Here is a 13,583-nt window from a genome sequence, read left to right as displayed (position 1 = left end):
CAGCGGAGGCGAGTCGGATGACCGAACGACCGGACGTCGACCGCGCGACGAGCGACGACGACCTCCGCGCCGCGGTCGCCGCGTGGGTCGACGAACACGTGCCCCGGGCGTGGCGCGACGCAGCCGTCGACGGTCACGACGCGGTACGCGACGTGCGCCCACGGTCCGCGTACGAGGCCTGGTATCCGACGTTCGCCGTCAGTGGTCTCGCCGTCGCCACCTGGCCGGTCGCCTACGGCGGACTCGACCTGACCAACGCCCAGGCCCGCGTGATCGAGTCCGTGATCGCACCCCTCAACCTCGGCCGCCTGAATCCGCTGGGCCTCAACAACACCGCGTCGGCCCTCTTCGCGTACGGCAGCGAGGAGCAGCGGCTGCGCTTCCTCCCGCCGATGGTGCGCAACGAGGAGCGCTGGTGCCAGATGTTCTCCGAGCCCGGCGCCGGGTCGGACCTCGCCTCGCTCGCGATGCGGGCCGAGCGTGACGGCGACGAATGGGTGCTCAGCGGACAGAAGGTGTGGAGCACCTGGGCCCACCGCTCTGAGTTCGCGATCTGCCTCGCCCGCACCGACCCCGCGCAACCCAAGCGCAAGGGGATCACCTACTTCCTGGTCGACCTCCGTTCGCCGGGGGTCGAGGTGCGCGAGCTGCGCCACATGGGCGGCGAGGTCGACTTCAACGAGGTGTGGCTCGACGATGTGCGGGTGCCGGACTTCCACCGCGTCGGTGCAGCCGGCGACGGCTGGCGGGTGGCGGGCGCAACCTTGTCGAGCGAACGCCAGATGGTCGCCGGCTCCGGGTCCGGCGGCGTCGATCGTCTCGGCGGCCGCGGCATCGAGCACCTGCTGGTCGCCGGGCTCGACCCGGTCGCTCGCGATCGCGTCATCCGGCTCTACGCCGAGGAGCGCATCCGGGCGTGGACCAACGAGCGGGTGCGGGCGACGCTGAAGGCCGGGGGCACACCCGGCCCTGCGGCCTCGATCGGCAAGGTGCACCAGGCGGTGCTGAACCAGGCCCTCCAGCTCGCGGCGACGGACCGGCTCGGCGCCGCCGCGATGGCGTGGGAGGGCGACGTCCCCCATCAGGTCCGCGGCATGATCCGCAGCCGGGCCAACTCCATCGAGGGCGGGACGACGGAGATCAACAAGAACGTGCTCGGCGAACAGGTGCTGGGTCTGCCCCGCGAGCCGGACCCGTGGCATGGTGCGCCCTGGGAGGAGACACCCCGATCATGACCTACTCCACGTTCGATCATCTCGAGACCTATCGCGACGGCCCGGTGGGCTGGCTCGTCAACGACCGGCCCGACGTGCGCAACGCGATGAACAACGCGATGCGCGACGAGTTCGCCGTGGCGTGGTCCGAGCTCGACGCCGACCCGGAGGTGCGGGTGATCGTCCACACCGGCAACGGCCGCGACTTCCAGACCGGGGTCGACGTCGGCGAGATCGCCGGCGACGGCGTCGGCATGGAGCGCTACCGCCAGTCGATGGAGGACTTCGACGTCCACTTCACGTCGTGGCACCAGGGCGTGTGGAAGCCCGTGATCACCGCGGTCAACGGGATCTGCTGTGGCGGTGGCTTCCACTGGGTGGCCGATGCCGACATCGTGATCGCAGCGAGCGACGCCCGGTTCTTCGACCCGCACGTGTCGGTCGGGCAGGTGGTCGCGATCGAGGCGATCGCCCTGATGAAGAAGATGCCCGTCGAGGCCGTCATGCGCATGGCGTTCATGGGCAAGTACGAGCGCATGGGGGCCGAGCGGGCGTACGAGCTCGGCATGATCTCGGAGATCGTGGATCCGCCCGAGCAGTTGCGAAGCCGCGCCCAGGAGCTCGGCGAAACGATCGCGAAGAACTCGCCCGCGGCGATGGCGGCCACCAAGAAGGCCTTGTGGGGCGCCCTGGAGATGGGACTCACGGACGCCTGCAAGGCCGGCGCCGGGCACCTCGTGTCGATGTGGGGTCATCCGGATCAGGACGAAGGGCCGCGGGCGTTCGCCGAGAAGCGAGATCCGGAGTGGCAGCCGCTCGGCGACGCCTGAGCCCGTGAACCTCGCCTCGCTGCTGCTCGATCATCCGTTCGCGGACGACGAGCCGCTGCTGCACGGTACCGAGCGGAGCTGGACCGCCGGGGAGGCACGGGCCGAGGTGGCCCGCCTGGTCGGCGAGCTCGAGCGGGCCGGGGTTCCCGTCGGAGCGGGTGTGGCTGGGCGGGTTGCCGGGTGCGACGCGGTGATCACGATGACGGCGTGCTGGGCCCACGGCGCCGTGTTCGTGCCGGTGAACGACCGGATGCCCGAGGGCGCTGTCGCCGAGTTGCTCGACCGGACGGGGGTCACCGCGCTCGTCGACGACAACGGCGTCGTGGCCGCGCCCGGCGCCGCCCGTTTCGAGCCGGGGGCGGCCTTCGTGCTCTTCACCAGCGGCACGACCGGCGAGCCGAAGCCGATCGTCCACCACCACGACGCCTATCTGGAGATCATCGACCGGGTGCTCGGCCCGCTCGCCGCCGGGCGGGACCCCACCAAGCGGCCGTCCCCCAACCTGATCCCGGTGCCGATGGCGCTCAACGCGGGGATCTACAACGCCCTCTTCGGCCTCCGGGCCGGCTCTCCCCTGGTGCTGATGGACCGCTTCACGACCGGCGAGTTCGCGGCGCTCGTCGAGCGCCACGAGATCCGGTCGACGGTGCTGCCACCGGCGTCGATCGCGATGCTCAACGACGACCCGGCGATCGACGGCTTCGGACCGCTCCGCTACGTCCGCTCCATCACCGCGCCCCTGTCACCCTTCCAGGCCCGCCGCTTCACCGAGCGCTTCGGCGCCTTCGTGCTCAACGGCTACGGCCAGGCCGAACTGGGCGAGGTGATCGGGTGGACGGCCGCCGACGCCAAGGCCCACCCCGACAAGATCGGCGCCGTCGGTCGCCCGCATTCCGGCGTGGACGTGCGGATCGATGCGCCGGACGGCAACGGCGTCGGCGAGCTCTACGTCCGCCCGCCCGCCGCGCCCAGCGATTCCGTGGCGGCGACGCTCGGCGACCGGCTCGGGCGCGACGGCTTCGTCCGCACGGGAGATCTGGCCCGGCAGGACGACGACGGCTTCGTGTGGATCGAGGGGCGCACCGGCGACGTCGTCAATCGCGGCGGCAACAAGGTGTTCCCCGACGAGGTCGAGGAGGTGCTGACCGCGGTCCCCGGCGTGGTCGAGGCCGCACTCGTCGGCCGACCGGACGAGCGGCTCGGTGAGGTGCCGGTCGCCTTCGTCGTCGGCGACGCCGAGCCCGCCGCGCTCGAGGCTGCGTGCCGCGCCGCGCTGGTCCCCTACAAGGTGCCCGTCGCGTTCATCCCCGTCGACACGCTCCCCCGCAACGACGTCGGCAAGGTCCTGCGCCGCGAGCTGCGGCCCTGACCCGCTGACCCCCGGTCAGTTCCCCGTGAGCCAGGTGGCGGGCTGGCGTTCGGGCGGGAACATGGCCTGTTGCCAGCGCTGCATGCCGCCGAGCCAGCGGTCGACGTCGGCCCCCTTGCGCTTGACGTACTCCTCGACCTCGGGGTGGGGCAGGACGTGGAAGCGTTCGTCGCGCAACGCCTGGGTGACGACCTCGGCCACATCCTCGGTCGAGAGGGTGCCGTCGCCGCCGGCCACGTCGGTTGCGCTTCCCTTGATCTGGTCGGCCTGCGGCGAGTTCTCGCCGATGTTGGTGGCCACCGCCTGCGGACACAGGACGGACACCTTGATGCCCTGATGGCCGTGGGTGATCGCGATCCACTCGGCGAGGGCGACGGCGGCGTGCTTGGTGACGGAGTAGTGCAGTGACCCGAGTTGGGCGAGCAGGCCGGCCGCCGACGCCGTGTTGAGCAGGTAGCCCTCACCGCGATCGGCCATGTACGGAATGACGGCCCGCGCCGCGTGGAGGTGGGCGAGGACGTGGACGCCCCACATGTGGTTCAGGTCCTCCACCGGCGCCTCGAGGCCGCCCATGGTGACGTAGCCGGCATTGGACACGAAGAGCCCGATCGGCCCGATGTCACGCTCGACCGTCTCCACGAGCGACTGGATGGCGTCGCCGTCGGTGACATCGAGGGCGACGCCGGTGCCGCCCACCGATTCGGCGACGGCGCGCGCGCCCGCTTCGTCCCGGTCCACGACGACGATGTGCTCGGCGCCATCGGCATGGAAGCGTTCGGCGAGCCCCTTGCCGATGCCGCTCGCGCCTCCGGTGATGACAACGATCTTCCCTGCGATCTCCATGGCCCGGGAACCTAGCCCAGGCGACCCGATCGCTGAATCCGGCGTTGAGAACCCCGCCCGACCGCGGTACACATGGGCGGCGAAGGCGGCGGACGGAGGAACGAGGATGGTGACGACGCAGACCACGACCGGCGTCATGTGCGTCGCCGAGCCCGGCGTGGCGATCACCGACCCGTCGTTCCAGCGCAACGGCATCGACGTCTACGTCTGCCCGAGCTGCGGCAGCTACGTGTGCGACTCGGGCTACGAGGTCGAGCAGTACGACGACTCGTACTACACGATCGCCAGCGCCGATCTCGACGAGATCGAGGGGCGTTGGGGGTTCCGCTGGCGCTACGTGCTCGACCGCATCGCCGCCGACGTCGACGCCGGCAGCACCGTGCTCGATGTCGGCGCCGGCAACGGCTACTTCGTGAAGCTCGCCGCCGAGGAGTACGGCCTCGCGGCGACGGGAATCGAGATCTCCGAGGCGTCCGCCGCGTTCGCCCGCGACCATCTCGGCGTCGACCTGCTCGTCGAGGACCTGGCGGAGCATGACGAGACGTACGACGTCGTCACCGCGTTCTCCGTCCTCGAACACGTCGAGGATCCGGCCGCGATGCTGGCCTCGTTGATCGCCCGGGTCCGCCCCGGCGGCCTCCTCGTGCTGGCCACGCCGAACCCGGCGTGCATCCAACGCCGGGTGAAGGGGGAGAAGCGCTGGAGCATGATCTGCCCGCCGCACCACCTCAACATCTTCAGCCGCACGGGCCTCGAACGCATGGTGTCCGCCGCCGGCCTCGAGCCCCTGAGCTGGGAAGCGATCAGCACGTCGGTGAAGTCGGTCCGCAGGATCGACACGGACGGACAGCTGCTGCGCAAGGCGATCTTCCATACGTTCCGCGCCACCCGTCTCGGCGCCGATCAGCTGCTGTTCGCCCGCACGCCGTCATGAAGTGGCGACCGTCAGCCGAGCATGCCGCCCATGTCGATCCACCGGTAGCGCGGTAGCTCGGGCAGCGACGCGACCTCGACGTCCTCGCATCCCGCCGGCACCGGCTGCGAGGCGTGCGGGGCGTCGCCGAGCCGTGACTGCTCGCGCCACATCGACGCCTTGAGCTCCTCGCGGATCTCGGCGTAGGCAGGGTCGTCGTAGACGTTGTTCACCTCGTCCGGGTCGGCTTCGAGGTCGTAGAGCTCCCACTCGGGCGGGTAGCGGAAGAAGCCGGTGAAGGGGAGGAAGTAGCCGTCGTTGTAGTAGTAGACGAGCTTGTAGCGCGTCGTGCGATAGCCGTAGTGGGCCGGCGCGTTGTGGATGAAGTCGTCGTTCTCCCAGTAGCGGTAGTACACGCCCTCGACCGGGTCGCCGTCCTGCTCGCCGACGAGGTCGGGCCAGAAGCTGCGGCCCTGCATGCGCTCGCCCGGTTCGACGCCGGCGGCGTCGAGGATCGTCTGGGCCATGTCGACATTGCTGACGATGCCGTCGAAGCTCTTCCCCGCCGAGACCCGCTGCGGGTAGCTCAGCACGAACGGCATCCGCAGCGATTCCTCGAACATGAACCGCTTGTCGAACCAGCCGTGGTCACCGAGGAAGAACCCCTGGTCCGAGGAGTAGATCATCATCGTGTCGTCGTAGTCGCCGCGTTCACGCAGCCAGTCGGTCAACCGTCCGACGTTCTCGTCGACCGAATGCACACACGCCAGGTAGTCGCGCATGTAGCGCTGGTACTTCCACAGGGCGGTCTCCTCGTAGGAGAGGCCGGCCGGCGGATCCTCCTTGAGATCGTCGACGGTCATGTGGTCGGCAACGCGCATCGCGGCCCGCCGCACGGACGCCGAGCGCGTCGAGTAGTCGTCCCAGAAGGTGGACGGCACCGGTCGCGGCTCCTCGTAGAGCGCCTGGTGTTCGGGTTTCGGCTCCCACGAACGATGGGGCGCCTTGTGCCAGACCAGCACGCACCACGGGTCGTCGCCCTCGAGCGACTCGACCCAGTCGATCGACAGGTCCGTGATGATGTCGGTGGCGTAGCCGTCGATGCGACGGCGGCCATCGGCGTTGATGAACATCGGATTCCAGTAGTTGCCCTGGCCGGGGAGCACGTCCCAGTGATCGACGCCCTGCGGGTCGTGACCGTCGCCGTGCCCCATGTGCCACTTGCCGATCATCGCGGTGCGGTAGCCGGCGTCGCGCAGCAGCGACAGGAAGGTGGTCTGGCTCGCGTCGATCGGGGTGAACAACGAGTACACGCCGTTCACATGGCTGTAGGCGCCCGTGAGGATCGAGGCCCGCGAGGGCGTGCACAGCGAGTTGGTGACGAAGCAGTTGTCGAAGCGCCAGCCGTTCGCCGCGATCTCGTCGATGCGGGGCGTCTCGTTGACGACGGAGCCGTAGCACCCGATCGAGTGGGCGGCGTGGTCGTCCGTCAGCACGAACACGATGTTGGGGCGTCGGGCCATCTGGGTTGCCTCCGGGATCTCGGGAGGACCGACCCTATGTCGAGCGGCCGCGCCCTGCCTGCGCTCGGGCGACGTGCTCACCCGCGTGGGCGATCGCCTGGTCGAGGTCGGTGAACAGATGGTTCTCGTGGGCGAGCCGGTCGATGGCACCCACCGCGCGGAGGATGCGCAGATGCTCGTCACGCGGTCCCTTGATGAGCACGGTGATGCCCCGGTGCTCGAGCTCGTCGATGATCTCGCCGATCGCCTGGGCGCCGGACGCGTCGAGCACCTGGAGCTCGGGGAACCGCAGGATGACGACCTCCACCTCGCCGACGGCGGTCAGCTCGTGGAGGAACCGCTGGACGGCGCCGAAGAACAGCGCGCCGTCGAGCCGGTACGACACGATGTGGTCGGCATGGAGCCGGGCCGCGGTGTCGGCGTCGATCAGCGGGAGCGGTTCGGCCACCGTCACCGAGGTGCGGGCGAACTGGCGCAGCGCCAGGACCGCGGCGACGGCCATGCCGACCTCGACGGCCAGGATGAGATCGAACGCGAGGGTTACCAACGCGGTCACCCCCAGGATCAACGCATCGGACCGGGTGGAGCGGACGATGGCGCGGATGTTGTGGACCTCGACCATCCGGACCGCGGTGACCATGAGTACGCCGGCGAGGGCGGCGAGGGGGATCTCGGCCACGAGACCGGAGCCGGCGACGACCACGGCGAACAGGACCAGTGCGTGGACGATCGACGCCAGCCGGGTCCGTGCCCCGGCCTTCACGTTCACGGCGGTGCGGGCGATCGCCCCGGTTGCGGGCATGCCACCGAACAACGGCGACGCGATGTTGGCGAGCCCCTGCCCGACGAGTTCGCGGTTGGGGTCGTGACGCCCCGCCCCGGCCATGCCGTCGGCGACCTTCGCCGAGAGCAGGCTCTCGAGCGCGCCGAGGGCGGCCACGGTGAGGACGGCGCCCGACAGGTCCGAGACGAGACCGGTGGAGAACTCGGGAAGTGACGGCGACGGCAGCGACGACGGAAGCTCGCCGATGACCGCCACGTCGAGGTCGAGCACACGAGCCAGCACCGTTGCGGCGATCACGGCGAGCAGGGACGACGGCAGGCCCCGACGCAGTCGCGGGGCTCCGAACATGACCAGCGCGACCACCACCACGAGGCCGGCCGCCCACGCCACGCCGGCGCCACCGAGGGCGTCGCCGATGGCGTCGAACGCGACCATCGCGGTGTTCTCACGGTCCGACTTGGGAACGCCGAGTGCGGCCGGCACCTGCTGGAGGAAGATGATCGCGGCGATGCCGAGGGTGAACCCCTCGATCACCGGCCACGGGATGAAGGCGAGGAAGCGGCCGAACCCGGCGGCGCCGGCGGCGACGATCACCAACCCGGCGAGGATGCCGACCAGGAACACGGCGTCCGGTCCGTGGCGGGCCACGAGGGGCACCAGCACGACGGTCATCGCCCCGGTCGGGCCGGACACCTGCACGTTCGACCCGCCGAAGACCGCGCCGACGAGGCCGGCGATGATCGCGGTCACGAGGCCGGCGTCGGCCCCCAGCCCGGCCGTGATCCCGAAGGCCAGTGCGAGCGGCAGCGCGACGACGCCGACCGTGATGCCGGCGACGACATCGCCTCGCCAGGAACTCGACAGGTCGGCGTAGTCGGCCCGCGCCGGAAGCAGGGCGAGAAGCCGGCCCTTGACGCCGAGGGGCGGGGTCGTGACCGCGGATCGTCCGGTCATGGCGCGTCCTCGGCCCGCAGATCGTCGAGCAGGGCGGTGGAGCCTTCCAGCCCCGAGATCAGAAGGCGGCGGGCGACGGCGAGCAGCTCGACGAGGAGTGGTTCCCGGATCGCGTAGTAGACGGTCGTGGCTTCCCGGCGGGTCTCGACCAGACCGCCCTTGCGCAACACGGCGAGCTGTTGGGACAGGTGGGGCAGTTCCACCTCCACCTCCGCGGCGAGGTCCGACACCGAGCGTTCACCGTCGGCCAACACCTCCAGGGCCCGCACCCGCGTCGGATGGGCCAACGTCTTGAACAGTTCGGCCTTGACGCCGAACACCGGAGGGCCTGCTGCGCTCGTCACCACGGCAGCATACTTGCAAATCTTCCTAACTACAGAAGTTCTTGCAGTTCAGGGGAGAACTCATGATGGGGTGAGCCAGCTGTACCTACCCGCAGGGTTCGCACTTCATGGTGGCTGTCACGGGGAAGTGGTCGGAGATGAAGGAAACGCCGTAGTCGTCGTCGACGGTGTCGTGGACGGTCGCGGTTCCGGTGTCGTAGAAGATGTAGTCGATGTTCCACAGCCCGCCCGGGGCGAGGAATGCGTTGAACGATCCGACGTCATCGGTGACCGTCGCGGTGGACTGCGAGTCGTCCATGATCTCCCGGATCGGATCGAGCGCGGCGTCGGCGGGGAGGACGTTGAGGTCGCCCATGATGAACGCGGGCTTGCCGTCCGCGATCTCGCCCACCTTCTCGGCGATCAAGGCCGCGGACTCGACGCGCGCCGTCGTGCCGACGTGGTCGAAGTGGGTGTTGAAGACGAAGAACGTCTCGGCGCTTCCGATGCGGCGGAGCTGTGCCCAGGTGGCGATGCGTTCCAGCGCCGCGTCCCACCCCCTCGACACGACGTCGGGCGTCTCGCTCAGCCAGAAGGTGCCGCTGTCGACCACCGCGAACTCGTCGATGCGATAGAAGATCGCGGCGAACTCGCCGGCGGTCACGCCGTCATCGCGGCCGACCCCGATCCACGCGTAGTCGGGAAGACCGGCCGCGAGATCGAGAACCTGGTGATGGAGGCCCTCCTGGATTCCCATGACGTCGGGCTGTCGCTCGTCGAGCATGTCGAGGATGGCGGGGAGTCGGGTGCTCCAGTCCGGGTCGTCGTCCGGGTTGTCGTAGCGGATGTTGAACGACATGAGGTCGAGATCCTCGATCTCGCCGAGCTCGTCAGCGGCGGCGACGATGAGCCGGCCGAGGAAGGTGAGCAGCTGCGCTCGCGGGATCGGGTCGTTCGGGCCGTATGTCGTGGCGCTCGTGCCGGTGGTGATCCCGAGTGCGTAGAGGCAGTCGATGTCGAGCCGGGCGAACAGATCGGCCGGCACATCGGTGAACGGTGCCGCTGCCGTGCTGCACTCGCCGCCGAGCGCACGCCAGAGGCGGGCGACGAACGCGGCCGCCTGGGCCCGCGTCAGGATCCCGGCGGGGTCGTAGGTGGTCGGTGTCGTGCCCGTCGTCAGCCCCGCCCCGTAGATGCAGAGAACGTCGGCGTACGCGAACGACTGGGCGCTCAGGTCGGTGAAGGGGTTCACGACGTCGATGCACGAGTTGCCGGCGGCTCGCCAAAGGCGCGCAAGCAGTGCGGCTGCCTGTTCCCGGTCGGCGACGGCGTCCGGTGACACGGTCGTCGGCGACGTGCCGTTGAGAAGGCCGAGCTGATGCAGGCACGCCACGGCGTCGTTGCTGTAGTCCGCGGGCCCGACATCGGTGAACGGATGATCGTCGTTTGCGGGACAGGCCAGCGGGAAGCCGCGACCCGACGCGGGCGACACGGTCGCGCCGGCCGGATCGACGAGCGGAACGAGCGCGAGCGTGAGCAGCGCCATGAGCGCGATGCCGACCGCGCTGGTGAGCACGGAACGTGGAAGGTGAGACGTCATCGGATGGTCCTGGCGGCGATGGATGTGCGAAGCCTCGGTCCACTGGGTCCAAGACGCGAAGGAGCCCAAGCCAGAATCTGCCGTCTGACCTGGGCCTTGTGCGTACCCCGTACGGGATTTGAACCCGTGCTACCACCTTGAGAGGGTGGCGTCCTAGGCCGCTAGACGAACGGGGCGTGATGTTCGGAGCCCCCCGGAGGCGGCGTGCGACTGGATGAGTGTAGCCAACCGGCGCGGACGGCCCAACGCTGATTCTGTGAGCCTGAATCAGCACCTGATGCTGATTCAGGCTCACAGAACGCGGGGTGGGGCGGGCGGGACTGTTGCGGCGGAAAACGCAGAAGCGGCACCCGGAGGTGCCGCTTCGCCTGAGCTCGGGGAGGAGGACTTGAACCCCCAATGACTGGACCAGAACCAGTTGTGTTACCAATTACACCATCCCCGAAGGACGTCACAGAGCGTACCTGCTCGCCCCTCGGGTGCCGACCCGATTCGCGCCGAGATGGGACGGGACTCTGACCCCAGCGTCTCAACTAGCCGACGGATCCAAGCCAGTTGTCGACGCGCCGATAGCCGAGGATCCGGCCGAGGGAGACGGCGGCGGTCTCCCGCACCAGCTGGCGGATCGACGAGCCGCCGTCGGTGGACGAGACGGTGGCGTCGAGGCCGACCTGGTCGGCGATCTGGCGAAGCCGAAGCGCGTGGTACGGGTCGCTGACGAGGACGACGGACTCGCCGATCTCGAGGCCGCGCAGCTGACGAGCCGTGGCCGCGAGCTGCTCGTAGGACGACGAACCGTCGGTCACCACCAGCAACTCGCTCTCGGGCACCCCGGAGAGCAACAGGTACTCGAAGCCGGCGTATCCCTCGGTGAAACGATCGCCGGGTTGGTTCGAGCCGGTGGTGACGATCATGTCGGCGACGCCGCTCTCCCAGAGTTCGTACGCATGGTCGAGCCGCGAGGCGAGGACCGGCGACGGGGCGCCGTCGTACTGGGCTGCGCCGAGCACGACGATCGCATCGGCCGGCCGGCGGTTGTCCTCCCCCGAGGCCTGCAGGACCTGGAAGAACGTCAGCAGCACGTATCCGGCCACGATCGCAGCCGCGACAATTGTGATCCGACGGGCGCGGCGGAGGGGCAACCAGCGCGGCAGCCCGAGCCGCATGGCTCAGTCGATCCTCGCTCGGGCCGCGGCGATGCGGGCGAGGCAGACGTCGCGGCCGAGATGGGTCATCGCCTCCCACAGGGGAATGCCGGCGCCCCGACCGGTGAGCGCGATGCGCAGCGGTGCCTGCGACATGACCCGGGTGTCGAGCTCCTCCGAGAGTGCGGTGCCCACGCCCATGACCAGCGACTCGAGCCGGTCGCGGTCGGTGAAGTCGTCGTCGGCCAGCGCCGCGGCGATGTCGTCGAGCACCCGGTCGGGCACCTTGCCCTTGGTGATCGCCTTGTTCCACGACTTCTCGTCGTACTCGTCGATCGAGTCGACGAAGAGCCAGTCGAGCCAGCCCGGCGCCTCGGCGAGCGTGGCCACCCGCTGCTGCACGTCCTCGGCCAGGGCGACGGCGACGACCCGGTCGTAGTTGGCGACCGGGTAGGGGGCGTCGTCGGCGGTGAGCCACGGCTCGGCCGCCTCCACGAACTCATAGTGGTTCATCGCCTTGATGTACTCGGCGTTGATGTGGTCGAGCTTCTTCGGGTCGAAGAACGCGGGCGCCTTGTTGACCGACTCGAGCGTGAACTGCTCGATGATCTCCTCGATCGGGCGGATCTCGACCTCGTCGTCGGGACCCCAGCCGAGCAGCGCCAGCGCGTTGCGCATCGCCTCGGGCAGATAGCCACGGGCGACATAGTCGGCGAGGGCGACGTCGTCGCGCCGCTTCGAGAGCTTCTTGCGCTGCTCGTTGACCAGCAACGGCAGGTGGGCGTAGGTGGGCGGCTCGCCGAAGCCGAGCGCATCCCACAGGAGCAGCACCTTCGGCGTGGTGTTGAGCAGGTCCTCGCCCCGGATCACGTGGGTGATGCCCATGTCGTGATCGTCGACGGCGTTGGCGATCAGGAACACCGGCGAGCCGTCGCCGCGGCGGATCACGAAGTCCTCGATCGTGTCGTGGGCGACCTCGACCCGGCCGCGGATCACGTCGTCGACGACCGTCGAGCCCTCGTCCGGCGCCCGGAACCGCACGACCACGCCCGGCCCGTCGACGACCTCGCGGTCGCGGGAGAAGCCGTGGTAGCCGGCGGGGAGGCCGGCCTCCTCACAGCGAGCCTCGATCTCCTCGCGGGTGAGGTCGCAGAAATACGCCTTGCCCTCGGCGACGAGCCGATTCACCGCGTCGACGTGCTGCTGGCGGCGCTCGCTCTGGAAGAGCGGCCCCTCGTCCCAGTCGAGACCGAGCCAGGTGAGCGGCTCGGTGATCGCGTCGACGAACTCCTGGCTGGTCTTCGCCTCGTCGGTGTCCTCCACCCGGAGCACGAACGTGCCGCCCGTGTGACGGGCGTACAGCCAGTTGAACAGCGCGCTGCGGGCGCTGCCGACATGGAGAAAGCCGGTGGGAGCGGGAGCGAAGCGGACGCGCGGGCCAGACACGCCTCGGAGGCTATCGCCGCGGGTCAGCCCCGCTCCCCCACCCTTGGGTCAGTGAGCCGTCACGCGTTGACCACGTGGGTCTTGACGATCTTGTCGTGGAACGTCTCCCGGTTCGGGTCCCAGAGGGCCCAGAAGTAGCCGAGGTAGCACGGCAGGCCGGAGATGATCCGTGAGAAGTAGCGCCCCACGGCGCGACCGGTGCCGATCGGCTGACCGGTCACCGCGTCGACCACCTTGATGTTCAGCGCCTTCTTGCCGACCGTCTGGCCCGCGCCCTCGCCCTTGGCGAAGTAGTAGACGATGCCGACCACGCCGATCAGCCACGCCAGACCGACGATCGCGACGCCGCCCCCGGTGAGCACCTCACAGATGCCGAACTGGCCGTCGACCGTGCAGGCCTCCAGCTCCGTCGGCGCGACGGCGAGGGCGATGAAGAACAGGATCGCGAACGGGATGCCGACCACGATCCCGTCGATGAGCAGGGCGCCGAACCGCTGGCCGACGCCGGCCAGATTCCCGGATCCCGCCGGGGCAGGGCCGCCAGACGGCGGCGGTGGCGGCGCCCCTCCCGGAGGCGGTGGCGGTGGTGCCGGCATGTCGGACATGTGATCTCCTTCGTCGAAAAGCAAGGTGACCTGG

At 69.6% G+C, this 13,583-nt stretch carries 12 protein-coding genes and 2 tRNA genes; 4 read left to right on the top strand and 10 right to left on the bottom strand.

All coding sequences use genetic code 11. The annotated features are described in order from the left end of the window. The first annotated feature begins 17 nt into the window (after positions 1–17). From R8F63_02840 to R8F63_02830, 3 genes are read left to right on the top strand one after another with little or no spacing between them, the layout of a single operon-like run. A complete protein-coding gene (locus tag R8F63_02840; protein MDW3217526.1) occupies positions 18–1,235 on the top strand; it encodes an acyl-CoA dehydrogenase family protein in 1,218 nt (405 codons plus the stop codon). Continuing rightward, entirely contained in the window at positions 1,232–2,044 is an 813-nt protein-coding gene (locus R8F63_02835; protein MDW3217525.1) for an enoyl-CoA hydratase/isomerase family protein, read from the top strand. The genes R8F63_02840 and R8F63_02835 overlap by 4 nt, the downstream gene beginning before the upstream one ends. Before the next feature lie 4 nt (positions 2,045–2,048). Next, on the top strand, positions 2,049–3,413 hold the full coding sequence (locus R8F63_02830; GenBank protein MDW3217524.1) for an AMP-binding protein: 1,365 nt from the start codon (positions 2,049–2,051) through the stop codon (positions 3,411–3,413). Between the two features lie 15 nt (positions 3,414–3,428). On the opposite strand, the gene R8F63_02825 is transcribed toward R8F63_02830, so the two are convergent. Next, the gene (locus R8F63_02825) at positions 3,429–4,256 is read right to left on the bottom strand and encodes an SDR family oxidoreductase (GenBank protein MDW3217523.1); all 828 of its coding nucleotides are present in this window, start codon (positions 4,254–4,256) and stop codon (positions 3,429–3,431) included. A 106-nt stretch (positions 4,257–4,362) separates the two neighbouring features. On the opposite strand from R8F63_02825, the gene R8F63_02820 reads away from it, so the two are divergent. Then, positions 4,363–5,190, top strand: a complete 828-nt coding sequence (locus tag R8F63_02820) for a class I SAM-dependent methyltransferase (GenBank protein ID MDW3217522.1) — start codon at positions 4,363–4,365, stop codon at positions 5,188–5,190. Positions 5,191–5,201: 11 nt separating this feature from the next. On the opposite strand, the gene R8F63_02815 is transcribed toward R8F63_02820, so the two are convergent. The 9 genes from R8F63_02815 to R8F63_02775 all read right to left on the bottom strand — a co-directional run bounded on the left by R8F63_02815 (position 5,202) and on the right by R8F63_02775 (position 13,549). Next, complete coding sequence (locus tag R8F63_02815; GenBank protein ID MDW3217521.1) at positions 5,202–6,692, bottom strand: sulfatase; 1,491 nt, start codon at positions 6,690–6,692, stop codon at positions 5,202–5,204. A gap of 34 nt (positions 6,693–6,726) precedes the next feature. Then, entirely contained in the window at positions 6,727–8,430 is a 1,704-nt protein-coding gene (locus R8F63_02810) for a SulP family inorganic anion transporter (protein MDW3217520.1), read from the bottom strand. Continuing rightward, a complete protein-coding gene (locus tag R8F63_02805; GenBank protein ID MDW3217519.1) occupies positions 8,427–8,774 on the bottom strand; it encodes a metalloregulator ArsR/SmtB family transcription factor in 348 nt (115 codons plus the stop codon). Before R8F63_02805 ends, R8F63_02810 begins: the two co-directional genes overlap by 4 nt. An 85-nt stretch (positions 8,775–8,859) precedes the next feature. Continuing rightward, entirely contained in the window at positions 8,860–10,353 is a 1,494-nt protein-coding gene (locus R8F63_02800; protein ID MDW3217518.1) for an S-layer homology domain-containing protein, read from the bottom strand. 103 nt (positions 10,354–10,456) lie between these two features. After that, positions 10,457–10,529: transfer RNA gene (locus tag R8F63_02795), tRNA-Glu, on the bottom strand. 197 nt (positions 10,530–10,726) lie between these two features. After that, a tRNA-Gln gene (locus R8F63_02790) sits at positions 10,727–10,798 on the bottom strand. 88 nt (positions 10,799–10,886) lie between these two features. Then, positions 10,887–11,519 carry a YdcF family protein gene (locus tag R8F63_02785; protein ID MDW3217517.1) on the bottom strand — a complete coding sequence of 211 codons (633 nt, stop codon included), beginning with the start codon at positions 11,517–11,519 and terminating at the stop codon, positions 10,887–10,889. Positions 11,520–11,522: 3 nt separating this feature from the next. Then, complete coding sequence (gene gltX / locus R8F63_02780) at positions 11,523–12,944, bottom strand: glutamate--tRNA ligase (protein MDW3217516.1); 1,422 nt, start codon at positions 12,942–12,944, stop codon at positions 11,523–11,525. A gap of 59 nt (positions 12,945–13,003) precedes the next feature. Further along, entirely contained in the window at positions 13,004–13,549 is a 546-nt protein-coding gene (locus R8F63_02775; GenBank protein ID MDW3217515.1) for an RDD family protein, read from the bottom strand. Positions 13,550–13,583 lie beyond the last annotated feature (34 nt).

The sequence above is a fragment of the Acidimicrobiales bacterium genome (assembly GCA_033344915.1).
In the GTDB taxonomy this organism is placed as follows: domain Bacteria; phylum Actinomycetota; class Acidimicrobiia; order Acidimicrobiales; family Aldehydirespiratoraceae; genus JAJRXC01.
Note: the sequence above shows the minus strand (reverse complement) of the source record. Positions and strands in the feature narration are given on the sequence as shown.